The sequence below is a fragment of the Sphingosinicella terrae genome, from assembly GCF_003347635.1.
GTDB lineage: Bacteria > Pseudomonadota > Alphaproteobacteria > Sphingomonadales > Sphingomonadaceae > Allosphingosinicella > Allosphingosinicella terrae.
On record NZ_QDFY01000012.1, the window covers coordinates 82009 to 107644 of the forward strand.

Annotated in this window: 22 protein-coding genes; 13 read left to right on the top strand and 9 right to left on the bottom strand. The window is 68.6% G+C overall.

All coding sequences use genetic code 11. The features are described from left to right. The first annotated feature begins 13 nt into the window (after positions 1–13). Entirely contained in the window at positions 14–3430 is a 3417-nt protein-coding gene (locus DDE10_RS18925) for an acyl-[ACP]--phospholipid O-acyltransferase (RefSeq protein WP_284734769.1), read from the top strand. Positions 3431–3503: 73 nt separating this feature from the next. Here DDE10_RS18925 and DDE10_RS18930 read toward each other — a convergent pair whose 3' ends face one another. From DDE10_RS18930 to DDE10_RS18950, 5 genes are all read right to left on the bottom strand, one after another. Continuing rightward, positions 3504–4361 (bottom strand): SDR family oxidoreductase, encoded by an 858-nt coding sequence (locus DDE10_RS18930; RefSeq protein WP_284734770.1) that lies wholly within the window; start codon positions 4359–4361, stop codon positions 3504–3506. A gap of 73 nt (positions 4362–4434) precedes the next feature. Beyond that, positions 4435–5832, bottom strand: coding sequence for a chromate efflux transporter (gene chrA / locus DDE10_RS18935; protein WP_114954415.1), 1398 nt, complete (start codon positions 5830–5832; stop codon positions 4435–4437). A 72-nt stretch (positions 5833–5904) separates the two neighbouring features. Then, positions 5905–6525, bottom strand: a complete 621-nt coding sequence (locus tag DDE10_RS18940) for a TorF family putative porin (RefSeq protein ID WP_114954363.1) — start codon at positions 6523–6525, stop codon at positions 5905–5907. Positions 6526–6560: 35 nt separating this feature from the next. Continuing rightward, a complete protein-coding gene (locus DDE10_RS18945; RefSeq protein ID WP_114954364.1) occupies positions 6561–7325 on the bottom strand; it encodes a sulfite exporter TauE/SafE family protein in 765 nt (254 codons plus the stop codon). A 99-nt stretch (positions 7326–7424) separates the two neighbouring features. Continuing rightward, positions 7425–7592, bottom strand: a complete 168-nt coding sequence (locus DDE10_RS18950) for a YezD family protein (protein WP_114954365.1) — start codon at positions 7590–7592, stop codon at positions 7425–7427. Positions 7593–7783: 191 nt separating this feature from the next. Here DDE10_RS18950 and murJ point away from each other — a divergent pair, with 191 nt between their 5' ends. Then, on the top strand, positions 7784–9346 hold the full coding sequence (murJ, locus tag DDE10_RS18955) for a murein biosynthesis integral membrane protein MurJ (RefSeq protein ID WP_114954366.1): 1563 nt from the start codon (positions 7784–7786) through the stop codon (positions 9344–9346). Positions 9347–9473: 127 nt separating this feature from the next. Beyond that, on the top strand, positions 9474–9980 hold the full coding sequence (locus tag DDE10_RS18960) for a helix-turn-helix domain-containing protein (RefSeq protein WP_114954367.1): 507 nt from the start codon (positions 9474–9476) through the stop codon (positions 9978–9980). A gap of 30 nt (positions 9981–10010) precedes the next feature. On the opposite strand, the gene DDE10_RS18965 is transcribed toward DDE10_RS18960, so the two are convergent. Genes DDE10_RS18965 through DDE10_RS18975 form a run of 3 tightly spaced genes read right to left on the bottom strand, consistent with a single transcriptional unit; the run spans position 10011 to position 14690 of the window. Beyond that, the gene (locus DDE10_RS18965) at positions 10011–11159 is read right to left on the bottom strand and encodes an osmoprotectant NAGGN system M42 family peptidase (RefSeq protein WP_114954368.1); all 1149 of its coding nucleotides are present in this window, start codon (positions 11157–11159) and stop codon (positions 10011–10013) included. Next, a complete protein-coding gene (gene ngg, locus DDE10_RS18970; RefSeq protein WP_114954369.1) occupies positions 11140–12912 on the bottom strand; it encodes an N-acetylglutaminylglutamine synthetase in 1773 nt (590 codons plus the stop codon). The genes DDE10_RS18965 and ngg overlap by 20 nt, the downstream gene beginning before the upstream one ends. Beyond that, positions 12912–14690 carry an N-acetylglutaminylglutamine amidotransferase gene (locus DDE10_RS18975; RefSeq protein WP_114954370.1) on the bottom strand — a complete coding sequence of 593 codons (1779 nt, stop codon included), beginning with the start codon at positions 14688–14690 and terminating at the stop codon, positions 12912–12914. Before DDE10_RS18975 ends, ngg begins: the two co-directional genes overlap by 1 nt. Positions 14691–15010: 320 nt before the next feature. On the opposite strand from DDE10_RS18975, the gene DDE10_RS18980 reads away from it, so the two are divergent. Beyond that, positions 15011–15574: a manganese efflux pump gene (locus DDE10_RS18980; protein WP_114954416.1), complete on the top strand. Its 564-nt coding sequence runs from the start codon at positions 15011–15013 to the stop codon at positions 15572–15574. A 179-nt stretch (positions 15575–15753) separates the two neighbouring features. On the opposite strand, the gene DDE10_RS18985 is transcribed toward DDE10_RS18980, so the two are convergent. After that, positions 15754–17478: a M28 family metallopeptidase gene (locus tag DDE10_RS18985; protein ID WP_284734771.1), complete on the bottom strand. Its 1725-nt coding sequence runs from the start codon at positions 17476–17478 to the stop codon at positions 15754–15756. A gap of 268 nt (positions 17479–17746) precedes the next feature. Between DDE10_RS18985 and DDE10_RS18990 the strand changes: the two genes are divergently transcribed. The 9 genes from DDE10_RS18990 to DDE10_RS19030 all read left to right on the top strand — a co-directional run bounded on the left by DDE10_RS18990 (position 17747) and on the right by DDE10_RS19030 (position 25461). Next, entirely contained in the window at positions 17747–19930 is a 2184-nt protein-coding gene (locus DDE10_RS18990) for a prolyl oligopeptidase family serine peptidase (RefSeq protein WP_114954371.1), read from the top strand. A gap of 85 nt (positions 19931–20015) precedes the next feature. Beyond that, positions 20016–21221 carry a TPR end-of-group domain-containing protein gene (locus tag DDE10_RS18995; protein WP_114954372.1) on the top strand — a complete coding sequence of 402 codons (1206 nt, stop codon included), beginning with the start codon at positions 20016–20018 and terminating at the stop codon, positions 21219–21221. A gap of 202 nt (positions 21222–21423) precedes the next feature. After that, positions 21424–21750 (top strand): hypothetical protein, encoded by a 327-nt coding sequence (locus tag DDE10_RS19000; protein ID WP_114954373.1) that lies wholly within the window; start codon positions 21424–21426, stop codon positions 21748–21750. Positions 21751–21759: 9 nt separating this feature from the next. Then, complete coding sequence (locus DDE10_RS19005; protein ID WP_114954374.1) at positions 21760–22170, top strand: DsrE family protein; 411 nt, start codon at positions 21760–21762, stop codon at positions 22168–22170. 12 nt (positions 22171–22182) lie between these two features. Beyond that, positions 22183–22563 (top strand): hypothetical protein, encoded by a 381-nt coding sequence (locus DDE10_RS19010; protein ID WP_114954375.1) that lies wholly within the window; start codon positions 22183–22185, stop codon positions 22561–22563. A 263-nt stretch (positions 22564–22826) separates the two neighbouring features. Continuing rightward, entirely contained in the window at positions 22827–23858 is a 1032-nt protein-coding gene (locus tag DDE10_RS19015) for a cysteine synthase A (protein WP_114954376.1), read from the top strand. 79 nt (positions 23859–23937) lie between these two features. Next, entirely contained in the window at positions 23938–24555 is a 618-nt protein-coding gene (locus DDE10_RS19020; protein WP_162806734.1) for a hypothetical protein, read from the top strand. Beyond that, complete coding sequence (locus DDE10_RS19025; RefSeq protein WP_114954378.1) at positions 24542–24910, top strand: transcriptional regulator; 369 nt, start codon at positions 24542–24544, stop codon at positions 24908–24910. Before DDE10_RS19020 ends, DDE10_RS19025 begins: the two co-directional genes overlap by 14 nt. A 110-nt stretch (positions 24911–25020) precedes the next feature. Beyond that, entirely contained in the window at positions 25021–25461 is a 441-nt protein-coding gene (locus DDE10_RS19030; protein WP_114954379.1) for a glycine zipper 2TM domain-containing protein, read from the top strand. Positions 25462–25636 lie beyond the last annotated feature (175 nt).

Below are 25636 nucleotides of genomic sequence, written 5' to 3' on the forward strand. Positions count from 1 at the left end.
AGGAACCCATCCCATGTCCGCCCCCGACCTCACCTTGCTCGGCAAGCGCCGTTTCGCGCCTTTGTTCGTGGTCCAGTTCCTGGGCGCCCTCAACGACAATCTCCTCAAGTTCGCGATGCTGTTCTTCGCGAGCTTCACCCTGTTCGCGGCGCAGCCGGAAAAGTCCGAACTGCTCGCCACCGTCGCCACGGGCATCTTCATCCTCCCCTTCTTCCTCTTCTCGGCGCTGGCCGGGGAGCTGGCCGACGCCTGGGACAAGGCTAAGCTCATCCGGCTGGTGAAGGCGGCCGAGATCGGCTTCCTCGCCGTCGGCCTCGCCGGCTTCTGGGTCGGATCGGTGCCGCTGCTGCTCGCCGCCTTGTTCCTGATGGGCTGCCATTCGACCCTGTTCGGCCCGATCAAATATTCGATCCTGCCCCAGCATCTGCGGGAGGGCGAGATCATGGGCGGCACCGGGCTCATCGAGGCCGGCACCTTCCTCGCCATCCTCGCCGGGCAGCTGCTCGCCGGCCTGGTCGAGCCGTGGCAGGCGGGGGCGATCGCCGTCGGCCTCGCGGTCGTCGGATTCCTCGCCAGCCTCGCCGTGCCCCCGGCGCCTCCCGCAGCCGATCGCGTGCCGATCCGGCTCAATCCGCTTCGCGGCACCTGGGAGGTGCTGAACCTGGCGCGCGGCGGCCGCGGGATCTGGCTGTGCATCCTCGGCATCAGCTGGTTCTTCGCCGTGGGCGCCGTCCTTCTCTCCGCCTTTGCGCCGCTCGTCTCCGGCGAGCTCGGCGGCCGCCAGGCGCTGGTGACGGCCTTCCTGATCGTCTTCTCGGTCTCGGTCGCCCTGGGATCCCTTACCGTCAACCGCCTGCTGAAGGGCGAGGTGTCGGCGCGCTATGTCCCGGTCTCCGCACTCGCGCTCGCCGGCTTCATGATCGATCTGTGGCTGGCGACGCGCGGATTCGTCGTGCGCACGCCCGATGCCGGCTTCGCCGCCTTCTGGGCGAGCCCGGGCAGCCTGCGCATCCTCGTCGATCTCGCCGGCATCGCCTTCGCCGGCGGCATGTTCATCGTTCCCCTTTACGCGATCCTGCAGACCGCGAGCCCGCCGGAGGAACGCTCGCGGATCATCGCCGCCAACAATGTCGTCAATGCCGGCGTGACGGTCCTGCTCGTCCTTGCGGCCACGCTGCTCGTCGCCGCCGGCACCTCGATGCCGGGCCTGGTCGGGGCGCTCGGCTTCGCCACCCTCGCCGTCGCCTTGATCTCCTGCTGGCTGCTGCCGGAGACGGTGATCAAGTCGCTCGTCCGCGGCCTGCTCAGGCTCCTCTACCGCGTCGAGGTGCACGGTGCCGAGAACATGCCTCAGCCGGGCGAGCGCGCGGTCGTCGTCGTCAACCACGTCTCCTGGCTGGACGGGCTGCTGCTCGCCGCCTTCCTCCCCGGCAAACCGGTCTTCGCAATCAACAGCCATGTCGCGCGGCGCTGGTGGATCCGGCCGGCCTTCAAGCTGTTCCGCGCCTTCCCGGTCGATCCCACCAACCCGATGTCGACCAAGGCGATGGTCCGCGCGGTCCGGGAGGGGAACACCCTCGTCATCTTCCCGGAGGGGCGGATCACCGTCACCGGCGCGCTCATGAAGATATTCGACGGACCCGGCATGGTCGCGGACAAGGCCGATGCGCCGATCGTGCCGGTGCGGATCGCCGGCGCCCAATATACGCCTTTCTCGCGCCTCAGGGGCAAGGTGCGGCTGCGTCCCTTCCCGAAGATCGACCTCAATGTCCTACCGCCGCGCCGCTTCACGATCGAGGGCGAGATGACGGCGCGCGAGCGCCGCGCCGCCGCCGGCCGCCGCCTTTACGACGAGATGAGCGGGATGATCTTCGCCACCTCCGACATCGATCGCAGCCTCTTCCGGGCGCTGCTCGACGCCCGCTCGCTCCACGGCGGCAAGGCGCTGGTCGTCGAGGATATCCGCCGCGAACCGCTGAGCTACGCCCGCCTTGTCGCCGGAAGCCTGGCTCTTGGCCGGGCGCTCGAGCGGCGCACCGCGCCCGGCGAGGCGACCGGGCTGCTCCTGCCCAACATCGCCGGCACCGTGGCCGGCTTCTTCGCCCTTCAGGCGATCGGCCGGGTGCCGGCGATGCTCAACTATACGGCCGGCCTCGCCAATATCGAGGCGGCCTGCACCGTGGCGCAGGTCCGCACGATCGTCACCGCCCGAGCCTTCGTCGATCAGGCCAAGCTGCAGCCGATCGTCGATGCCCTCGCCGGGCGCGGGCTCTCGATCCTCTATCTCGAGGATCTCGCCGCCGGCATCGGCCGCTGGGGCAAGTTCCGAGCGCTGCTCGCTTCCCGCTTCGCCGGCCGCCTCCATCGTCGCCGCGGCGTCTCGCCGGACGATCCCGCGGTCATCCTGTTCACCAGCGGCTCGGAAGGCCTGCCCAAGGGCGTGGTGCTCACCCATCGCAACCTGCTCGCCAACTGCCACCAATTGTCGGCGCGGATCGACTTCAGCTCGGCCGATCTGGTGCTGAACGCGCTTCCTGTCTTCCACAGCTTCGGCCTGACCGGCGGCACGCTGCTTCCGATCCTCAGCGGCATTCGCAGCCTGCTCTATCCGAACCCGCTCCATTACCGGATCGTCCCGGCTCTGGCCTATGACAGCGGCGCCACCATCCTGTTCGGCACCGACACCTTCCTCGCCGGCTATGCCCGCTTGGCGCACAATTACGACTTCTATTCGCTGCGCTACGTCTTCGCCGGCGCGGAGCGGGTCCGCGACGAGACCCGCCGCACCTGGAGCGAGAAGTTCGGCCTGCGCATCCTCGAAGGCTATGGCGCGACCGAGGCCGGGCCGGTCATCGCCGTCAACACGCCGATGCACTTCCGCGCCGGGAGCGTCGGGCGGCTGCTGCCCGGCATCGAGGGTCGGCTCGAGGACGTGCCGGGCATCGACGAGGGCGGCCGGCTGTTCGTCCGCGGCCCCAACATCATGGCGGGCTATCTCAAGGTCGAGGCGCCGGGCCAGCTCCAGCCGCCGGAGGAGGGCTGGCACGACACCGGCGACATCGTCACGCTCGACGATTCAGGCTTCGTCGCCATAAGCGGCCGCGCCAAGCGCTTCGCCAAGATCGGCGGCGAGATGGTCTCGCTGCCCGCGGTCGAGGGTTATGCGGGATCGGTCTGGCCGGAGGCGGCGCATGCCGTCGTCACCCGCGCCGATCCGCGCAAGGGCGAGCAGCTCGTCCTCTTCACCACCCGCGCCGGTGCCGCCGCGGCCGAGCTCCAGGCCTGGGCGCGTGCCCATGGCGTCGCCGAGCTCGCCGTCCCGCGCGACATCAGGGTCGTCGAGGCGCTGCCCGTCCTTGGCACCGGCAAGACCGACTATGTCGCGCTCACCGCGCTCGCCGCCGGAGGAGGCCAGGCACGCGCGGCCTGAAGACACTCCCCCGGGGAGGGGGAGGGGCGGGTGAGGGAGTTTGGTGGCCGAGGCTTCTTCTCGGCGGTCGGCCTCAGATGAACGGCTTCCCGCCTGTCACCGCCACCGTCGAACCGGACACGTAGCTCGCCTCGTCGGAAGCCAGCATGACATAGACCGGCGCCAGTTCCGCGGGCTGGCCCGGCCGGCCGAGCGGCGTGTCGCCGCCGAACTCGCGCACCTTCTCGTCCGGCATGGTCGAGGGGATGAGTGGGGTCCAGATCGGTCCGGGCGCCACGCAATTGGCACGGATGCCCTTCTCCGCGAGCAGCTGCGCAAGGCCGCCGGTATAATTCTGGATCGCGCCCTTGGTCGTCGCGTAGGCGAGCAGCTGCGGGCGCGGCATGTCGGCGTTGATCGAGGTCGTGTTGATGATCGATCCGCCATTTTCCATGTGCTTCACCGCCGCCTTGGTGAGGTAGAACATGGCGTGGATGTTGATCCGGAACGTCATGTCCCATTCCTCGTCGGGTATCTCGTCGACCTCCTCGAACGTCGCCTGGTGCGCGGCATTGTTGACGAGCACGTCGATCCGGCCGAATTCCTCGACGGCCTTCGCGACGAGGGCGCGGCAATGGGCGGGATCGCCGATGTCGCCGGGGAAGAGCAAAGCCTTGCGCCCGGCCTCCTCGATCCAGCGCCGGCATTCCTGCGCGTCTTCCTCCTCCTCGGCCAGATAGCTGATGAGCACGTCCGCGCCCTCCCGGGCGAAGGCGATCGCCACGGCCCGGCCGATGCCGCTGTCGCCGCCGGTGATGATCGCCTTCTTGCCCTCCAGGCGCCCGGAGCCGCGATAGCTTTCCTCGCCATGATCGGGCGTGGTGCGCATCGCGCCGGTCATTCCGGGCATCGGCTGATGGGGCTCGTCGAACGGGGGCTTGGGCTTGCGCATCGGACCTTCCTCGGCTGGCTGAGCAAGGGCAACCGCCGCAGCGCCGGACGGTTCCGGTGGAACGGCGGCAGCTTCAGATCCCGATCAGCCCGCGCAGCACCAGACCCGCCGCCGCACAGCCGCCGAGCAGCACCGGCAGGCCCGCCTTGAAGCGCAGGGCGAGCAGCAGCGCCGCCGCCGAAAGCGCGGCCGCCGTCGGATCCAGGCTGGTCCAGTCGGGCAGGTCGATCCGAAGCGGGCCGATCGCGCCCCGCTCCACGCGCGCGAACAGGAAGTGGAGCGCGAACCACATGGCGAGATTGAGGATCACGCCGACCACCGCCGCGGTGATTGCGGCGAGTGCGGCGGCGAGCGCGGCATGGCTGCGCAATTTCTCGATGAACGGTGCGCCGACCAGGATCCACAGGAAGCAGGGGGTGAAGGTGACCCAGGTGGTGAGCAGGCCGCCCAGCGTGCCGGCGAGGAGCGGCGGCAGCCCGTCCGGATGGCGATAGGCGCCGAGGAAGCCGACGAACTGGGTCACCATGATCAGCGGCCCGGGTGTCGTCTCGGCGAGGCCGAGGCCGTCGAGCATCTCGGTGGCGGTGAGCCAGCCATAATCCTCCACCGCCGCCTGGGCGACATAGGCGAGGACGGCATAGGCGCCGCCGAAGGTGACCACGGCCATTTGCGAGAAGAAGGTGCCGATCTGGCCGAAGGCGCTGTCCGGTCCCGCGGCGAGCAGGATCGCGGCGACCGGCGCCAGCCAGAGCAGGAGGAAGGCGCCGCCGGTGACGAGCGCGCGCCGGAGGTTCGGCCTGGCATGGTCGGGCACGCCTTCACCGAGCGCGCTTTCGGCATCGGTGAGCACCGGGGCCTTGCCGCCGCCATGGCCGAGGGCGGCAAAGGCGCGGCTCCCCCGGCGTCCGGCGACATAGCCGAGGATGGCGGCGCCGAGCACGATCAGCGGGAAAGGAACCTGGAAGAGGAAGAGGCCGACGAAGGCCGCGGCGGCGACGGCGAGGCGCGCCCGATTGCCGAGGGCGCGGGCGCCGATCCGGAACACGGCCTGGAAGACGATCGCCAGCACCGCCGCCTTCAATCCGAAGAATAGGGCGGCGACCGGGCCGGCATCGCCCCACAGGACGTAAAGCCAGCTCAGCGCCATGATCGCGGCGAGGCCGGGAAGGATGAACAGCCCGCCGGCGACCAGTGCCCCCTTCGTCCGGTGGAGCAGCCAGCCGACATAGGTGGCGAGCTGCTGCGCCTCCGGCCCGGGCAGCAGCATGCAGAAATTGAGCGCGTGCAGGAATCGCGCCTCGCCGATCCACTTCTTCTCCTCGACGAGGATGCGGTGCATCACCGCGATCTGGCCGGCCGGTCCGCCGAAGCTCAGCAGGGCGATCCGCGCCCAGACCCGCGCCGCCTCGGCGAAGGCGATGCCGTGGTCGCTGGGCCCCGGCGCCTGGGATTCGGGGAAAAAATCATCCATGCCGGTCGCCCTGCTCTCGCCATCCATCGCAGGGGCGCAGCGCGAGGTCCATCGTCCGCGGCGTCCGAGCTGTCAGAAACGCAGCCGGAGCGAAGCGACCAATCGGGCGCGATAATAATCGTCGAGCCCGCTTCGCGAGCTGTCATGGAAGCGCAGCTCGGCCGAGAGCGGCCCGGTCAGCGACCGGCTCACCCCGAAGCTATAGGCCGTGTAATCCGGTCCGCCGTCGCGCTCGCGCCGCGCCAGCATCGTGCCGATCGTGGTCCTTCGATCGACCGAATAGCTGGCGCTGCTCTCAACGTAGAAGGATCGTCCGGTGCCGCCGATATCGTCGGGGCTCCACACCAGGTTCACTCGAAGCGTCACTCGCCCGAAGCGGCGCGAGGCGGATCCGGTCAGCTCGATGGCGTCCCGATCGCTTCCCGCGGCGGCATCGATCGCGTGCTTCCAGGCGGCCGACGCGGAGAGTTCGAATCCGGCCACGCGTGCGCTCGCGCCAAAGTTCAGGCCGGCTTCGCCGTCCGATGTCGCGGACGTGACGTTCTTCGCATAGGCGCCGATCCGGAACGCGCCGATCCCGATTTCCGGTCTCACCAGGATCTGCGGCCCATCCGTCTGGGCGATGCCCTTGGAGATGCCGCGGCTCGCGACGACGATCTCGAGTCCGGGATCGGGTGGTGGCGGATCGATCATGTCGCCATCCTTTGCAAGAGGGGAGGAGGACGGCTTCAGGCCAGGGCGCGATAGACCCCGTACAGGCTCGTCAGGCTCAGCACGCAGCCCACCAGGATCAGCATCGGCTTTGCCGGCACCTTCTTGGCGGCGTAGGCGCCGATCGGGGCGGCGGCGACGCCGCCGATCAGCAGGCCGACGGTTGCGACGGTGAAGGCCGCGAAGCCGATCGTGGCGATGAACGTGGCGGAGATCGTCACCGTCAGGAAGAATTCGACGGTGTTGACGGTTCCGATCACCCGCCGCGGCTGCGCGCCCTGCAGCAGCAGGTTGCTGGTCACGACCGGCCCCCAGCCGCCGCCGCCCGCCGCATCGAGGAAGCCGCCGGCCAAGCCGAGGGGCGCCACCACCCTGGGGTCCTTCTCCTGCGGGGGATAGTGATAGCCCCGCCAGACCAGGTAGAGTCCGATCGCCGAGAGATAGGCGAGGACGATCGGCCGCGCGATATCGGCATCTATCTCGGTCAGGACATAGGCGCCGAGGACGCCGCCGATCAGGCCGGGAATCAGCAGCTTGAAGAACAGCCGCCAATCGACGTTGCGATGGATGACGTGGCTGGCCCCTGAGACGCCGGTGGTGAAGCATTCGACCGTGTGGACTCCGGCCGACGCGGCCGCCGGAGGCACGCCGAGGCTGATGAGGAGGGTCGAGGAAATGACGCCGAAGGCCATTCCGAGCGCGCCGTCGACGATCTGGGCGGCGAAGCCGACGGCGATGAAAGGAAGCAGGTCGGCAAGGCCGAACGAGCCGAAATCGGGCATGGATGTACGCTCCTGCGAAGGAAGAGCGCCTCCGGTGGTCCGGTCGGCGCGGGGGCGGGTCCGGGAGTGCGTGACCTCCCCCGGACTCCTGGACGGCGGCTACCTCGCCAGCCGCCGTTTCTCGGTGATGTCGAGCTGGACGACCCGGCCTTCGTGGACGGTGATCGCGATGGTGCCGAAGCGAAGGCGCTCGAGCGTCGCGCGAATCGCGGCCAGTGCCTCGTTCGCGCCGTCGGATGCCGGGGCTGAGCCGGAATTGGGGGGCATTCCTGTCTCCCTTGTTGGGCGGTGGCAAGCGACTCGAACCACTGGTGCGAGATGATACTCTACCAACGTGGTTGACAATCGTGCAGCGCCGAAACGACGTGCATATGCGCCGGGCCGATTCAGGCGGCGGTTCCTGTTGGAGCGCGATCGCGCTGGGCAGTTGCCGGGCGCGCGGCTAGAGACGGTGCCCCGTGAGCCTCGTCCGTTCCGCCTCCTCGATCGGCCTGCTCACGCTGGTGAGCCGGATCCTCGGCTTTGCCCGCGACGTGCTCATGGCCCGCTTCCTCGGCGCGGGCTTCGCGTCGGACGCCTTCCTCGTCGCTTTCCGGCTGCCCAACCTGTTTCGCGCCCTGTTCGCGGAAGGTGCCTTCTCGGCCGGCTTCGTTCCGATGTTCAGCCGCATGCTCGCCGCACACGAGGGTCGCGAAGGCGCACGCAGCTTCGCCGAGGGCGTGCTCGCGATGCTCCTCGTCTTCCTCCTGCTCTTCACCGCCTTGATCATGATCGCCGCCTGGCCCGTCGTCTGGCTGCTGACGTTCGGCTTCGGCGGCGACGATCCCGGCAAGCTCGCCTTCACGGTCGAGCTCAGTCGGATCACCTTTCCCTATCTGGCCCTGATCTCGCTGGCCTCTTTGTTCGGCGGCATCCTGAACAGCCTTGGGCGTTTCTGGGTGGCCGCCGCGGCGCCGATCCTGCTCAACCTCTCACTGATCGCCGCGCTGATCTTCTTTCGCGGCGAGACCGATTTGTCGACCGCGCGCGCGCAGGCCGCGGCGGTGACCGTCTCCGGCATTCTGCAGCTCGCCTGGCTGGTCTTCGCGGCCCGCCGGGCCGGTATGAAGCTTCGGCTGCGCCGGCCTAGGCTATCGCCCGAGGTCAGGAGGCTGCTCGCGCTCATTCTGCCGGCCGCCGTCGGCGCCGGGGCCGTCCAGATCAACCTGGTCGTCAGCACCCTGCTCGCGGCCAGCTTCCTGTCGGAAGGCGCCATCTCCTATCTCTATTATGCCGATCGGCTCGGCCAGCTGCCGCTCGGCCTGGTCGGCATCGGCGTCGGCACCGCGCTGCTCCCGCTCATCTCGCGCCAGCTCGAGGCCGGGAAGCTCGAGACGGCGATGTACAGCCAGAACCGCGCGATTCAGCTGGTGCTGCTGTTGAGCATGCCGGCGGCGGCGGCACTGGTCGTCAGCGCCGGGCCGATCGTCGATGGCCTGCTTCGCCAGGGTGAGTTCACCGCGGGCGACGCGCGCGAGACCGCGGCGACCCTGATGGCCATCTCGCTCGGCATTCCGGCTTTCGTGCTGATCAAGGTGCTGACGCCCGGTTTCTATGCCCGCTCCGACACCCGCACGCCGGTGCGCATCGCGATGGCGTCGATGCTGGTCAACCTCGCCCTGAACTTCGCGCTCATCTGGCATCTCGCCCAGGTCGGGCTCGCGCTGGCGACGGCGATCTCCGCCTGGGTCAATGCTGCCGCGCTCTACATCCTTCTCAGGCGCCGCGGCTATTTCCGAACCGATGGCAAGCTCGAACGGGCATGGCCCCGCATCCTCGCCGCGGCCTTGGTCATGGCCGCCCTGCTGATCGCCCTCAATCCTTATGTCAGCGCTCTCGTTGGCCGCAGCTTCGAAGGGAGGATTGCCGGGCTGGCCCTGCTCGTCGTCTCCGGCGGCCTCGTCTATTTCGCCGCCATATTCCTGTTGCGGGCAGTGACGCTCTCGGAGCTCAAGGAGCAGTTGCTCCGGCGCGGACGCTGACGCCAAAGGGACGGGCAGCCGATCGTCCCCGGTCCTTGATCCTGGTTAAGGAGAATTTCGGGAACGGTATGACCTGTTCGCGCGATTAAGCTGGTGAAATATCTACTTAATCGGAGCCTCCACGGTCGTGCCCATCCGGTTCGAAATGCCGCCGCTTCCGCCCTCCGTGGCCATTCTTCCCTTGCTCTTCCAGGCGCCGCGCAGCGACGACGAGGACTGGAACGTGACCGTCTCCCTCGCTGCCGCCTGCGCGGCCGAGCGCGCCTGCCTCGAGCCGCGCAACAGCCGGGCGCGGCTGGCCTACCTGCTCTGCGAATTCGCCTTTCAGTTCGGCCGCCGCACCGGCGCCGACAACAACCTCCCGCTCGATCGAAGCGAGATCGCGCAGGCTCTCGGCATCAGCCTCGTGCGGGTGAAGCGGATCCTCGGCTGGCTCGAACTCTCGCGGGTGGTGGCGAGCGACGCGTCCTCTATTCGCATTATCGACTGGCACCGGCTGTGCCAGATCGGCCGCTATGAAGGTCTGCGCATCGGCGCGCCGGTCGACCCCGATCAGGAAGTGCCGGATGGTTCCGCGGGGCAGGCGGCGGCCGCGATGGTGACTCGGGCCGGCGAGCCTGCCTGTTTCGTCTGATCGGCGGCGCCTTCCGGCCGTGGCCTTGCTTCAGTCGGTCGGGCTCGGATCGTCGCTGCTGTGCGGCGCCGGCTCGGTCGGCTGCTCGGTGAAGCCTTCGAGCCCGGCCAGTTCCTCCGCGTCGCGGCCGATCTCGACCGGGCTCGCCGCATAAGCGACGACCAGCTCCGCGATCGACTTCAGCGAATGGATGTGGATGCGCTCATAGCTGTGGCTGGCATCGATGCCGAAGGTGATCAGGGCGGTGCGGACATCGGCGCCGCCTTCGAGGGCCGATGCGCTGTCGGAGCGGTAATAGCGGAAGACGTCGCGCTGATGGGCGATGTCGTGTTCCTCGCACAATCGGATCAGCTTGCGGGTGAGGTGGTAGTCGAACGGGCCGACCTGGTCGGCCATGCCGATCGTCACGCCGAACTCGCGGCTATTCTGTCCGGGCGCCGTCGTGCCGTTGTCGATCGAGACCATCGCGACGACATTCTCGAGCAGGACCGCGGAGGCGCCCGATCCGACTTCCTCGGTGATGGTGAAGATGAAGTGGATGTCGACCGGCACCGCCACATGGCCGTCGACCATCGCCTTGATAGCCGCCAGCATCGCGGCGCAGCCCGCTTTGTCGTCGAGATGCCGCGAGACGATGTAGCCGTTGTCGAGGAATTCTGCGCCGGGATCGATCGCGACGAAATCGCCGATATGGATGCCCAGTGCCTCCACGCTCGCCCGGTCGTAGCAGTCCGCGTCGATCCTGAGCTCGACATGCGGCCAGCCGACCGGCTGGGTGTCGACCTCCAGGTTGAATGTGTGGCCCGATGCCTTCAGCGGCAGGATCGTGCCGCGATAGGAGCCTTCCTCTGTGAAGAGGGTGCAGCGCGTCGTCTCGGCCGACCGTGCCGACCAGGTGCCGATCGGCACCAGCTCGAGCCGCCCATTGTCCTTGATCATCTTCACCGTCGCCCCGAGCGTGTCGAGATGCGAGACGATGGCGCGGGCGCCCTCCGTCTCGCGGCCGCGATAGAGCGCCAGGATCGCGCCGCGCCGGGTGACCGAAAAGGGAATGCCGAGCCGCTCGAGCTCCTCGGAGACGTGGCGGGTGATCGTGTCGGTATAGCCGGTCGGGCTGGGGATGGAGAGCAGGCGCTCGAGCTGCGCGCGCAGATAGTCGCTATCGATCGTGGACGGCATCGGTCCTCCTCGCGCTGCGTGCCGATGCCGGCATGCTCAGGGGGAACAGTAGATCGATGAAACGCTCGGCGGTCGGCTGCGGCTCGTGATTGGCGAGGCCCGGTCGCTCGTTCGCCTCGATGAACACATAGTCGGGCTCATTCGGTTTGGCGACGATGAAGTCCACGCCGACCACGGGAATGTCGATCGCGCGCGCGACCTGGATCGCCGCCTCGACCAGACGCGGATGGACCAGGCTGGTGACGTCGTGGATCGTGCCGCCGGTATGCAGATTGGCCGCCTTGCGGACGAAGAAGGCGCGGCCCGGCTCGGCGACGTCGTCGAAGCCGTAGCCGGCCGTGGCGACGCAGCGCTCGGTTTCGGCATCGAGGGGGATCCTTGATTCGCCGCCGGTGGCGGCGGCGCGCCGCCGCGACTGGCGCTCGATCAGCTGGCGGACCGTGTCGCGGCCATTGCCGACCACCTCGGCCGGACGTCGTATCGCCGCGGCCACCAGCTTGAAGCCGATGATCACCAGCCGGAGGTCCTCGCCGCGATGGAAGCTCTCGACGAGCACGCGGTCGCAATGCTGCCGCGCACCGGCGATCGCGCGCTCGACGCTCTCCATCGTGTCGAGATCGACCGCGACCCCGCGGCCCTGCTCGCCGCGCGCCGGCTTGACGACCAGCGAGCCATGTTTCTCGAGCATGGCCCGGACCGCATCGAGGTCGTCCGCCTCGACTTCCTCCGGCACCGAGACCCCGGCTGCCTGGACGATCCGCCGGGTCACCGCTTTGTCGTCGCAGATCGACAGCGCGACGGCCGAAGTGAGGTCGCAGAGCGATTCCCTGCAGCGGACGGTACGGCCGCCCGAGCGGAGTTCGAACAGCCCGCCCTCGGCATCGATCACCTCGACGCCGATGCTGCGCCGTCGCGCCTCGTTGATGATGATCCGGGCATAGGGATTCATCGCCTTCGCCGGATCGTGCCCGGCGAACAGCCGTTCGTTGATGACGTTGCGGCGCTTGACGGCGAACAGCGGCAGCCGCTGGAACCCCAGCTTCTCGTAAAGGGCGATCGCGCCTCGATTGTCGTGCAGCACGGACAGGTCCATGTAGCCGGCACCGCGCGCGATATAATGCTCGGCCAGCCACCGGATCAGCGCCTCGCCGACCCCAGGATGCGGCGTTTGCGGATCGACCGCCAGCGTCCACAGGGAGGAGCCGCGCTCCGGATCGTCGAACGCGACGGCATGATCGATTCCGGTGACGGTGCCGATGACGGCGCCGCTTTCCTCGTCCTCGGCGACGAAATAGGTGAGCTGCCGAGCGTCGGCGGCGTGCCGTTCGAAGAATTCGGGCCGCACCTCGACCATCCGGTGAAGGGAATAGAGCCGGTTGACCGCATCGGCGTCGGTATCCGGGACCATTCGGCGAACGAGGAAGCCGGAGGGCCGGTGCTGGGCGCCGCGATAGGTGGCGAGATTGAGTCGGTAGGTGTGCGAAGGGTCGAGGAAAAGCTCGGTCGGCGCGGCGGCGAGCAGCACGTGCGGATCGCTGACGTACATCGCGATGTCGCGCTGTTCGGGGCCTTCGGCGCGCAGGTCCGACACCAGCCGGCCGACGTCTCGATAGGTCTGGCTGAACAGGATCCGCCCCCAGCCGCAATCGACCAGAGAATCGGGCCGCGGGTCGGGCGTCGAAGGATCGTGCCTGTTGTGGACCGGCGAGCGGCGGCTCTTCAACAGCCGCCGCAGCGGGTTGGCGCGGCCCATCAGCCTACCCCGTGCTGCTGGAGCCACAGCTCGAGCAGGCCCGCCTGCCATATTTCGGAGCCGCGAAGCGGGGTGATATGCCCCGACGGATCGTCGAACAGACGCTCCAGATAGGCGCCGTCGAACAGGCCGCGCGAACGCGCCGGCCCGCTCGACAGCGCGTCGCGCACCAGTTCCAGATACGGCCCCTGCACATATTTGAGCGCCGGGACCGGGAAATAGCCCTTGGGCCGGTCGATCACCTCGGATGGGATGATCCGTCGCCCGATCGCCTTGAGAATGCCCTTGCCGCCCGAAGCGAGCTTGAGCCCGGGCGGGACCCGGCCGGCGATCTCGGCCAGTTCGTGGTCGAGGAACGGCGTGCGCGCCTCCAGGCCCCAGGCCATGGTCATGTTGTCGACCCGCTTCACCGGATCGTCGACCAGCATGACGGTAGCGTCGAGCCGGAGCGCCTTGTCGACCGGATCGGCGGCGCCCGCGCGGGCGAAATGCTCGCGCACATAGTCGAGCGGCAGCATGCCGCCGTTGCGCCAATCGGGGCCGAGATGGGCGTTGAGCGTCTCGGCTTCGCGGTCGAAGAAGGCGCGGGCATAGGCGGCGACCGGGTCGTTGGCGCCTGCCATCGGCGGATACCAGTGATAGCCGCCGAACACCTCGTCGGCGCCCTGGCCGGACTGCACCACCTTGATGTGCCGCGCCACCTCCCGGCTGAGCAGATAGAAGCCGATATTGTCGTAGCTGACCATCGGCTCGGCCATCGCTTCGATCGCGCCGGGCAGCGTCTCCAGAAGCTCGGCCGAGGGGACGAAGAGCTTGTGGTGATCGGTGCCGTAATGCTGCGCGATCAGGTCGGAATAGACGAACTCGTCGCCTTTCTCGCCATTCGCCTCCTCGAAACCGATCGAGAAGGTCGCGAGGCCGTGCTGCCCCTTCTCGGCAAGCAGGCCGACGATCAGGCTCGAATCGAGACCGCCGGAAAGCAGCACCCCGACCGGGACGTCGGCGACCATCCGCCGCTCGATCGCTGCTTCCAGCGCGGCGAGCACCAGCGCCTCCCAATCCGCTTCCCCGCGGCGCTCGTCGCCTTGCTGCGGTCCGAAGGGGAGGGACCAATAGACGAGGTCGGCGAAGGACCCGTCCGGCTCGTAGGTGCGGACCGTTGCCGGCGGCAGCTTCCGGACGCCCTTGAGGATGGTCCAGGGCGGCGGGACGACGGCGTGCCAGCTCATGTAGAATTGCAGCGCCTCCGGATCGACCCCTGTGTCGAGGTCGCCGGCGGCGACGATCGCCGGCAGGGTCGAGGCGAAGCGGAGCCGCTCCGGCGTCTGCGACAGATAGAGCGGCTTGATACCGAAGCGGTCGCGGGCGAGCACGACCCGGTCGCTGTCCCGCTCGTGGATGGCGAAGGCGAACATGCCCTTGAACCGTTCGACGCATCGCGGTCCCCAGGCATGATAGGCCTTGAGGATCACTTCGGTGTCGCCGCCGGAAAAGAAGCGGTAGCCGAGCGCCTGCAGCTCGCTGCGCAGCGAGCCGTAATTGTAGATGCAGCCGTTGAAGACGATCGACAGGCCGAGCTCCGCGTCGACCATCGGCTGCTCGGAACGGCTCGATAGATCGATGATCCTGAGGCGCTGGTGGCCGAGCCCGACGCGGCCGCGCATCAGCTGGCCGCAGGCATCCGGTCCTCGCCGCGCCTGGCTGCGCATCATCGTCGCCACGGTGCCGGCGTCGGCGGTGCCGGCGCGGAACAGCACCTCTCCGGCTATGCCGCACATCGATGGGTCCTCCTGCCGGGAGCGGCCGGGTCAATCCGGCGGGGTGTGAGGGAGGATGCAGACGGCCTGGGATGAAGGAAGGTCACTGGGCGTTCGGCCCCGCATTGTTCGGGCGCCGCCGCGGGACGCGCGTCGACGTGGCGCTGGTCGCGCCGCTGCATGCATGGAGGGACATGACCGACTAACGCCGCGCGGCCGTTCGCGTTTCATTTCGGCGCAGAAAGTTCCGTGGAGGCGTCGATTGGTCTTGCCGCGCGGCGTCCGGGGGGAGGGGAGCGGAATTGCGCGAGGCGCGCCGGGATGCCAAAGCCGCGCGCCGGATGTGGGCCACGACTTCCCTGATCGCGCTGGCGCTCGCGCTCGCCGCCGATGCGTTCGCGGTCGCGCTCTGCCAGGGCGCGGCACCGGGCGCCGGCATGTCGCGGGCGCTTCGCGTCGGCACCGCCTTCGGCGCCGCGCAGGCGACGATGCCGATGATCGGCTGGATCGCGGGCCTGGGCTTCCTCGCGATCATGCGGAGCTTGGATCACTGGATCGTGCTCTTCCTCCTCGGCTTCCTCGGCCTGCGGATGATCCGGGAAGCGGCGGGATGCGATCCGGAGACTCCGCGCGGCGCGCTGGCCGGCTGGGCCCTGGCCGGCGCCGCGGTGGCGACCAGCCTAGACGCCCTGGCCGCCGGTGTGACGCTGCCGACGCTCGAGCTTCCCGTCCTGCTCGCCTGCGCGGTGATCGGCGCGGCGACCTTCCTGCTCTGCACCGGCGGCGTGCTGGCCGGCCGCATCGCGAGCCGCCACGTCGGCAAATATGCCGAGCTCGCCGGCGGGCTCGTGCTGATCGGCCTCGGTCTCAAGATTTTCGTCGAGCACCAGTTCCTCGGCGCCTGAACCTTTGCCGTCGCCCCTGCTGAAGCCTTATCGTCGCCCCTGCGAAGGCAGGGGCCCAAGCAGGGTAGGGCGCTACGCCGCAAGTTCGTGACAGCGATAAGCTCCTCTTGGGCCCCTGCTTTCGCAGGGGCGACGGACTGGGATGCGTCTCAGCGAGATTTCGGCTTTTTGCCGCCCCCTCACCGTCGCCGTTCCGCCGATCGCTCGCGAACGGCCCTGAACTCCGACGCCTCCCGCCATCCCGGCCAGACGTCGGTGAAGGCCAGCTCGCGCCCGATCCGATAGGCCAATGAGCCGTCCTGCGCGGCGCCGCGCAGGTCCCAGTCGGCGCTCCAGTCGTCGCAGGGCTGGTGATAGCAGTCGGCGGTGAACCGGGTCACCCAGGCGTCGCCGGCCTCTCGACCGCCCTGGACGAGGTCGGCGCCGCCGCCCAGCGCCATCAGCAGCAGCACCGGCACGCCGCGCTTGGCCAGGGAGAAATGGTCGGCACGGTAGAAGAGACCGCGTTCCGGATGGGAATCGGGCGTGACGCGCCGGCCCTGGCTCGCCGCCATTCGCGCGAGCCAGTCTTCCATCTCGCTCTGGCCCTCGCCGATCAGGATGACGTCGCGCGCTGGCCCCGCGCTCTGCAGCGTGTCGAGCGTGATGTTCGCGACTGTGGTCTCGAGCGGGTAGAGCGGATTGCGCGCATAATATTCGGAGCCGAGGAGGCCGCGCTCTTCCGCGGTCCACGCCGCGAAGACGATGCTCCGCTCCGGCGGCGGGCCCTCGCGAAACGCCCGCGCCACCTCGAGCATCGCTGCCGTGCCGAGCGCGTCGTCATGCGCGCCGTTGCGGATGCGATCGCCGCGCGCGTCGGCGGGGCCGATGCCGTAGGCGTCCCAATGGACGCCGTAGACGATCGTCTCGTCCGGGCGGCTGGCGCCTGGCAGCCTCGCAATGACGTTATGGCTCTCGACCGCCTCCACAGTCACCGGCAGGTCCGCGCTCAGAGTGGCGCCGAGATCGATCGGCCGGAAGGCGGCGGTGCGCGCCTGGCGCTTCACCGCCGCGAGATCCTGGCCGGCGCGGCGGAGCAGGTCGGCGGCCGCGTCCCACTGTATCCAGCCCTGGAGCAGGACCGGCTGGCGCGCGTCCGGCGGCAGCACGACATTGTAATTCTCGCCCGCCGGCGCCTCGACCGTGTTCCAGCCATAGCCGGCGGCCTCGGTCTCGTGGACGACCAGGGCCGCGATCGCACCGCGCCTCGCGGCCTCTTCGAACTTGTAGGCCCAGCGGCCATAATAGGTCATCGCCTGGCCACCGAACCGGCCCGCGACCGGATCTCCCGGCTGCGCCTCGAAATCGGGGTCGTTGACCAGGAACACGGCCACCTTGCCGGTGAGGTCGGCGTCCTTGAAATCGTCCCATTGCCGCTCCGGCGCCGACACGCCGTAGCCGACGAAGACCATCGGCGCCGCCTCGATCCGCGCCCGTTCCGCCGCGCGGACGGTGCTGACATAGATGTCGGACGGCGATTGCAGGGTCAGCGTCTCGCCGTGGCTGCGCACGGAGAAGGAGGCGGGGCTCTGCACCTGGGTGCGGATGAGCGGCACGCGCTGGGTCCAGCCGCCATTCTCGCCCCCCGGCTCGAGCCCGAGCGCCGCAAATTGCCCGCTCAGCCATTCGATCGTCCGTCGCTCGCCCTCGGTGCCGGGCGCCCGGCCCTGCAGCTCGTCGGCGGCGAAGGCGCGGGTCAGCTGCGACAGTCGCTCGGGATCGATCGGCGCGTAGGAAGCGGCCGAGGCGGGATCGGAGGTCGAGGGTGGGGCTCTCGACGACAACTCTCCGGTTGCTTGGGTGGCGCAGGCGCTCACGGCGAGGCCCAGCAATGCAAGCCCGGCGGCTGTCGTCATTCGCTTCATCAAATACTCCTTCGTCTCGGCCGCGGACCGGCGTCGGCATCCGATCGATTCCGTCCGTCGCCGGCGGCGGCGGAGAGTGGGGGAAGGGGTGTGTCCGGACATCGTCTTTATCGATCGACCGCCGGAACCTCCCAGCCTGAAGACAAACTCCCCTGATTCGTTTTCGTTCGTTTCGAGGTTCGTTGTCCGAACGGTCGTTCATTTGACAGCCCGAAGCCGGGTGCTAGACCTGCGGCACTCCCGGATCATCAGGAAAGTCCTTGCCACGATGCGCAAATCCTCGCTTTTCGCCCTTTCCCTTGCCGCCTTCGCCGCCGGCGTTTCCTCGCTCGCGGCTGCCGCGGCGAGCCCGTCGGCGCCGGCCGCTGCCTCGCCGGCCCTCGCTTACCCCGAAACCACCCGGGGCGACGTCGCCGAGGACCTGTTCGGCGAGCGCGTCGCCGACCCGTATCGCTGGCTCGAGAACGACGTCCGCGAGGATCCGCGCGTGCGCGAATGGGTGACCGCGCAGAACCGGGTCACCGACGCCTTCCTCGCCAATCTGCCGGCGCGGGCGGCTTTCCGCGCGCGCATGACCCAGATGTACGATTACGAGCGGTTCGGCCTTCCGGAGAAGGCCGGCAACTTCTATTTCTACACGCGCAACGACGGCCTCCAGAACCAGTCCGTCCTCCATGTGCGCCAAGGTCTTGCCGGCGCGCCGCGCGTGCTCATCGATCCCAATGGCTGGTCCCAGGACGGCGCCACGGCGCTGGCGGAGTGGACCCCGTCGGAGGACGGCCGCCACCTCGTCTATGGCATCCAGGACGGCGGCACCGACTGGCGCACCCTTCGCGTCCTCGACGTGGCGAGCGGCCGCGTCCTCGAAGACGAGGTCCGCTGGGTCAAATTCTCCAACATCGACTGGGCGAAGGACGGTTCCGGCTTCTTCTATTCGCGCTTCCCCGAGCCGAGCCAGGGCGCGCAGTTCCAGTCGCTGAACGAGAATCAGGCGGTCTATTTCCACCGGCTCGGCACGCCGCAGTCGCAGGACCGCCAGGTCTTCGCGACCCCCGATCACCCCCGGCGCAATCATGCCGCTGAGGTGTCCGAGGACGGGCGCTGGCTGATCGTCAGCTCGTCGGAAGGAACCGACGCCCGCTACGAGATCAGCCTCATCGACCTCACCCAGCCCAATGCCGAGCCGCGCCGCCTGGTGACCGGGCTCGAGCATGACTGGACCTATATCGGCAATCGCGGCTCGACCTTCTACTGGCGGACCAACAATGGAGCGCCGCGCCAGCGCATCGTCGCCACCGATTTCTCCCGCCCCGGGCTCGAAATCGCCGAGATCGTCGCCGAGGATGCGGCCACCCTCGAAGGCGCCTCGATCGTCGGCAACCAGCTCATCGCCGAATATCTGGTCGACGCGAAGAGCGAGGTGCGCACCTTCGGCCTCGACGGCCGCCGCGCCGGCACGATCGCGCTGCCGGGCATCGGCACCGTCGCCGGCTTCCAGGGGGATTCGAGCGGCACGGAAACCTTCTACAGCTTCGCCAGCTACAACCGGCCGCCGACGGTCTACCGCTACGACAGCGCGACCGGCGAAAGCGAGGTCTTCGCCCAGCCCGAACTCGCCTTCGATCCGGAGCGCTACGAGGTCCGCCAGGTCTTCTTCAATTCGAAGGACGGCACCCGCGTGCCGATGTTCCTCGTCCATCGCCGCGACCTTGCCGAAGGCCAGCCGCATCCAACCTTGCTCTACGGCTATGGCGGCTTCAACGCCTCGTCGACGCCGGCATTCCAGCCGCGCTGGATGACCTGGATCGACATGGGCGGCGTCCTCGCCGTCGCCAACCTGCGCGGCGGCGGCGAATATGGTCAGGCGTGGCACGATGCCGGCCGGCGCGCCAACAAGCAGAACGTGTTCGACGACTTCATCGCCGCGGCCGAGCATCTGATCGCGCAGGGGATCACCACCAATCGCCACCTCGCCATCGAGGGCCGCTCCAATGGCGGGCTCCTCGTCGGCGCCGTCGTCAACCAGCGGCCCGACCTGTTCGCGGCCGCCCTTCCCGGCGTCGGCGTGATGGACATGCTGCGCTTCGACCGTTTCACCGCAGGGCGCTATTGGGTGGACGATTATGGCTATCCGGATCGGGAGGAAGATTTCCGGATCCTGCGAGCCTACTCGCCCTACCACAATATCCGGACGGGCGTCGCTTACCCGCCGGTGCTGGTGACTACTGCCGACACCGACGACCGCGTCGTCCCCGGCCACAGCTTCAAGTATATCTCGGCGTTGCAGCAAGCCGATCCGAACGGCGCGCCGCACCTCATCCGCATCGAGACCCGCGCCGGCCACGGCTCGGGCAAGCCGACGGACAAGCAGATCGAGGAATATAGCGACATGTACGCCTTCATCGCCCATTTCACGCAGATGCAGGTGCCTTCCGGGACCGCGTCGCGATAGCGCCTGCCTGACCACAGCGATCGCGGTCTTGGCCGGCATCGTTTCATGAATCCGCCGGCCCGGTATATGCTCCCGGGCCGGCGCCATGATCATCATCGGCCACTGGACCTTCGATCCCGGGACGCGCCGCTTGCTGGCCGGCGGCGAGGAGCGCCGACTCTCGCCCAAGGCCGCTGAGGTCTTGCAGGCGCTCTCCGAAACCGCGCCGCAGCCTTGGTCGCGCGACGCCCTGCTCGAGCGGGTCTGGCCGGGCGTCTTCGTCGGCGAGGAGGTGCTGACCCACGCCGTCGCCGAGCTCCGCCGTCAGCTCGGGGACGAATTTCGCGATCCGGTCCATATCGAGACGATTCACAAGCGCGGCTATCGGCTGAAATGTCCGGTGGAGCATCCCGAGATTCCGGCACACGGCGATCGCGACTCGGCCACGGAGCTCGAGCTGGATCTCTATGCCAGCTATTTGGAAGCCTGCGAGCTGTTCGACCGCGGCGGGACCCGCAACACCAGCGAGGCGGCGGCGCTATTCGCTTCCGTTTCGGAAGCCGCGCCGGATTTCGTGGCGGCCCGCGTCGGCCTGGCCAAGGCGACCGCCTTCCTCGCCATCTATTACAGCCCGGGAAGCGCGGATCTCGCCGCGGCGCTCGTCCAGTGCGAGCTGGCCCGCCGCGGCAATCCGAAGTCGGCCGAGGCTCATGCGGCGCAAGGCTTCGTCTATGCGATCGGCCATCAATATCAGCGGGCGCTTGCCGATTTCCGCAAGGCGGTAGCGCTCGATCCTCAGTCCAGCGACGTCCATTACATGCTCGGGCGCGCCTGCTTCGCCGAGCTGGATACCGGCCTAGCCGCGCCGATGCTCGAGCGAGCGGCCGCGCTTCGCGAGGACGATTATCATTCGCTGATGCTGGCCGGAAAGGCTCGCCAGATGAGCGGCGACGATCGCCGCGCGCGCTCGAACTTCGCGCTGGCGGCGGCGCGGATCCGTCCTAGGCTGGAAGCCTTTCCCGACGATTTTCGCGCGGTTTGCGGGTTGTCGCGCTGCCTTGTCCATCTCGGTGATCTCGATTCGGCGGCGGCCTTGCTCGACCGTGCCCGCGATCACTCGGATCCGATGAACTATCATCTCGCCTGTACCTACGCCCGAGCCGGAGAGTCGGAGCGCGCGCTCGACACGCTGGAGGAGGTGATCGCTCATGGTTGGAATCACGGGGCGTGGCTCGATCGTGATCCCGACTTCGACCGGATCAGGGACGATGCGCGCTTTCGACGCATAGCCCGGACGATCCAGACCCACTGAGCCTGTTCGTCGGCATCAGCTCGACAGGCACGATGAGGCGGCCCTGAAGGCGGTGCTGGCGACGACCACGGAACGTCCGCGCGCCATGCCGCCGCCTTCCTTGCCCCGATGGTACGAAAACAGTCTGAAACCTTCAGGTTTGCGGCTTCGCTCGCGGCTATTCGCCGTGGGGAGCGCAGGATCATGGATGGAGAGGGCGGAAATGAAGCGACTGATGATCGTCGAGACGCGGGATCCGATCGCCACGCCCGACGCGGCCTGGGGGACCGGGCTGCTGATCGAGGCCCGGCAGGCGGGCACCGCCTGCACTCTGATGCTGGCGGAGAACGGCACGCTCGGGGCCAGGGCGGGCGCCAGCCCGTCCTGGCTGGTCGCGGCCGCCGACGCCGGCATCGAGATACTCGCCGATGCGTTCGCTCTCGCCGAGCGCGGCATTCCAGCCGAGCAGATCGCCACGGGAATTCGATCGGCACCGCTCGCCCTCATCGTCGACCGGCTGGCGGCGGGCGATCCGGTCCTCTGGCGCTAGGAGGCCGCGATGACCCGCACCCGGCTCACCTTCCTGCTGATGGATGCCCCGTTCGAATCGTCACGCACGGCAACGGCGATGCGCCTCATCGATGCCGCCCTCGATCGCGGGATAGACGTCAACATCTTCGCTTATGAAGGCGCGGTCGGTCTGCCGCTCGCCGCCCAGACGGCGCATGCGAATGCGGTGCACGGCCGCGACGCGACCGAGGAAGACCATCCGCTGCCACGCGAGTGGGTCGCCGCCTTGCGCGACAAGGCGGTCGAGCGCGGCCTGGCCTTCGATTGGGTCAATTGCGGCCTGTGCGTCGAGGAGCGCGGCGCGGCGGGATCGATCGAGGGCACGCGCCGCGGCACGCCCGCGGATTTCTGGGCGATGGCCGCGGCCTCGACCAACACGCTCGTTGTCGCGACCGCTTGAGGGGGACGATCCATGAAGGTGCTGAATATCCTCTCCACCGGCTACCGCGCCACGCTCGAGGAGCAGGACGATACCGTGCTGTGGATCAGCCAGGCGATGAAGCGCGCCGGCGCCGAGCTGGACCTCCTGCTGCGCGCCTCCACCGTCAATTACGTGGTCGAAGGGCAGCGCGTCGTCCCGCTCTCGATCGGGGCTCGCAGCCAGCGCAACGCGCCGGACGTCCACGCCCAGCTTCGCGATCTTGCCGGAGGCGGGGCGACGATCTTCCTGCTGCGCGAGGATTTGGAGCTTTACGGTCTCCTCGACCGGCCCAGGCTCGGTGAGGTCCGCCTGATCGGCGCCGGGGGTCTGCCTGGCCTCCTCTCAGCCTACGACCAGGTCTGGCACTGGTGAAGGGGGCGGCGAGGGGCCGCGCGTCGTCGCCCGCGGGTCTCGATCGGAAATCACAGCAAGGCGATCGGACATGACCCGTCATTTCGTCGCCGCGGCGACTTCGCTCGCGCTCTGCGCAGCGGCAACCGATCGCTGCTCGCGGAACGGATCGTGACCCGGGACGGGCTTTCCGCAGATTTGCGCTGATCGGCTGACGATGCTGACGGCAGGATTCAATCTCACCGGCCGATGCTCTACGGTCGCCCCGATCAGGGAGGCGCGACATGGAAATCCGTAATGATGTCACCGAGGCGATCGGCAACACGCCGCTGGTCCGGCTGCGCCGCGCGTCGGAGGAGACCGGCTGCGAGATCCTGGCCAAGGCCGAGTTCATGAACCCGGGCCAGTCGGTCAAGGACCGCGCCGCCTTGTTCATCATCCGCGACGCCATGGAGCGGGGTGCGTTGCGCCCCGGCGGGATCGTCGTCGACGGCACTGCCGGCAATACCGGCATCGGCCTCACCATCGTCGCCAACGCACTCGGGATTCGCACCGTCATCGTCATTCCTGAGACGCAGAGCCGCGAGAAGAAGGACATGCTCCGCCTGCTCGGCGCGGAGCTGGTCGAGGTGCCCGCCGTCCCCTACGCCAACCCGAACAATTACGTGAAGGTCTCCGGCCGGATGGCGGCGCGCCTCGCCGAGACCGAGCCGAACGGCACCGTCTGGGCCAATCAGTTCGACAACGTCGCCAACCGCGAGGCGCATATCCGCACCACGGGCCCCGAAATCTGGGCGCAGACCGACGGCAAGGTGGACGGTTTCATCTGCGCGGTCGGCACGGGCGGCACTCTCGCCGGCGTCGCCGCGGCGCTACGCGAGCGCCGGCCGGACGTCGCCATCGGCCTTGCCGATCCCTTTGGCGCCGCCCTCTACAGCTACTATACGAGCGGCGAGCTCAAGAGCGAGGGCGGCTCCGTCTCCGAGGGGATCGGTCAGGGACGGATCACCGCCAATCTCGAGGGTCTCGCGGTCGATCACGCCTTCCGCATCCCGGACGAGGAGGGGGTCCGGACCGTGTTCGACCTGCTCGAGCAGGAGGGGCTCTGCGTCGGCCTCTCCAGCGGGATCAATGTCGCCGGCGCCGTTCGCCTCGCCCGCCGGCTCGGCCCCGGCCACACGATCGTCACCATCCTCGCCGACTATGGCACCCGCTATCAGTCGCGCCTGTTCAACCCGGATTTCCTACGCGAGAAGGGCCTGCCGGTGCCGGCATGGCTGGAGCGCGGGAAGAGCCTGAGCGCCGATTTCGTCTGAGGGCCAGGGCCATCGTCCTTGACCGATCAGGTGTGAGCGCGGCATGCTTTGCCGTGCAAATGAAACCAGAGGCTTGGCCTTGAACGACGTCGAGCGCGCGCTGTCGCAGATCGCCGACATTCACGCCCGCATGGCCGCGAGCACGCGCTTTCGCGGGCTGGCGCCGGAGGCGGTCGCGGTGACGGCGCTGCTGGCCTTGTTCGGTAGCTTGGCCCAGCTGGCGTGGCCGGAGATGCTGACCGGAGACCCGTTGCGCTATATCGCGCTCTGGGTCGGCGTCGCCTGCGCCGCCGCCCTCGTCGTCGCCATCGAATCGCTCGCCCGGTCGCGCCGGCTTCATGGCCGCCTCGCCGATCGCCTGATCGAGAGCGCCCTGCGGCATTTCGTGCCCTTCGGCGCGGCCGGCGCCCTGATCACCTTCGTCATCGTGACGACGGCCCCGGCGAGCGCCTGGCTGCTCCCGGGCCTCTGGCAGATCATCGTCGCCTTGGCGGGCTTCACGGCCGGCGCCACGCTTCCCCGTGCGATCGTGTGGCCGGCGGCCTGGTACCTGCTGTGCGGAACGTTGGTCCTCGCCTCGGCCGGTAACGCCGGGCACCTCTCGCCCTGGATGATGGGCGTCCCGTTCATTCTCGGCCAGGCTGCCGTCGCCTTCATCCTCCATCGTGCCGCGCAGGAAGATCATGGACGCAGCTAAGGGAGAGGCGCCCTACGCCTATCAGGGGCTCGACCGCGTGTTTCACGAGCGTGCCCGGCTCGGAATCGTCACTTCTCTCGCCGGCCATTCCGAAGGCCTCTCCTTCGGCGAGCTCAAGGCCTTGTGCGATCTCACCGACGGCAATCTCAACCGGCATCTCCAAGTGCTCGAGGAGGCGGGCTTCATCCGCATCGACAAGGGCTATGAGGGGCGCCGGCCGCATACACGGTGCACCTTGACCGAGCAGGGGAGGGCGCGCTTCGCGGACTATCTGCGTGTCCTCGAGGAAGTCGTGCGGACCGCCTCGACCGCGACGCGGAGTGCCGGGTCGCCGGACGGCGCGGCGACCGCCTGATCCGGAAAAGCTTTCGTGTCAGCGGCTTGGGAAGCGCCGGTCGCTTCCGTTCATGCTCGGCTCAGCATGGCGGGCGCAGCTTGGCTCCAATCATTCGAGGAGCGAGATCCATGATCAGGAAACTGATGCTCGGCGTCGCGGCCTCCGTCTCCGCTCTGGTGGTCATGCCGGCCGCCGCCGAGGCGCAAGGCTATTATCGCGACGGCTATTACGATCGCGGCTATTACAACCGCGGCTATTATCGTGACGCGCCCCGCCGCTATCGACCCGGCGACTACTATGGCCGCCGCGGCTATTATGACCGTCGCGGCTATCATGACCGGGGCTATTACAGCCGCCGTCATTATCGTGGCCGTCGCTGCGGCAGCGGCACCACCGGCGCCATCGTCGGCGGCGCGGCTGGCGCCCTGCTCGGCCGCGAGGTCGCTCGCGACGGGCGCCGCTACGGCCGCTACGGCCGCTACCGGCGCGGCGGCGACGGCACGGTTGGGGCCATCGTCGGCGGCGCCCTCGGCGCCCTCGTCGGCCGCGAGATCGACCGCAGCTGCTGAGCCCTTGGGCGTTCCGGATCCTCCCCTCGAGGGGAGCGAGCAGCCGAAACGGCCGGGTCGCCTTGTCCCCGGGATACGGGTGGGCAGCGCCGGGCGCTGCCCACTTGGCCTTGGTGGAGAGGTGTCAGCCTTTCCACCGTCTCGGCGCCAGCCGTGTCATGCGCCGGGCTGATCC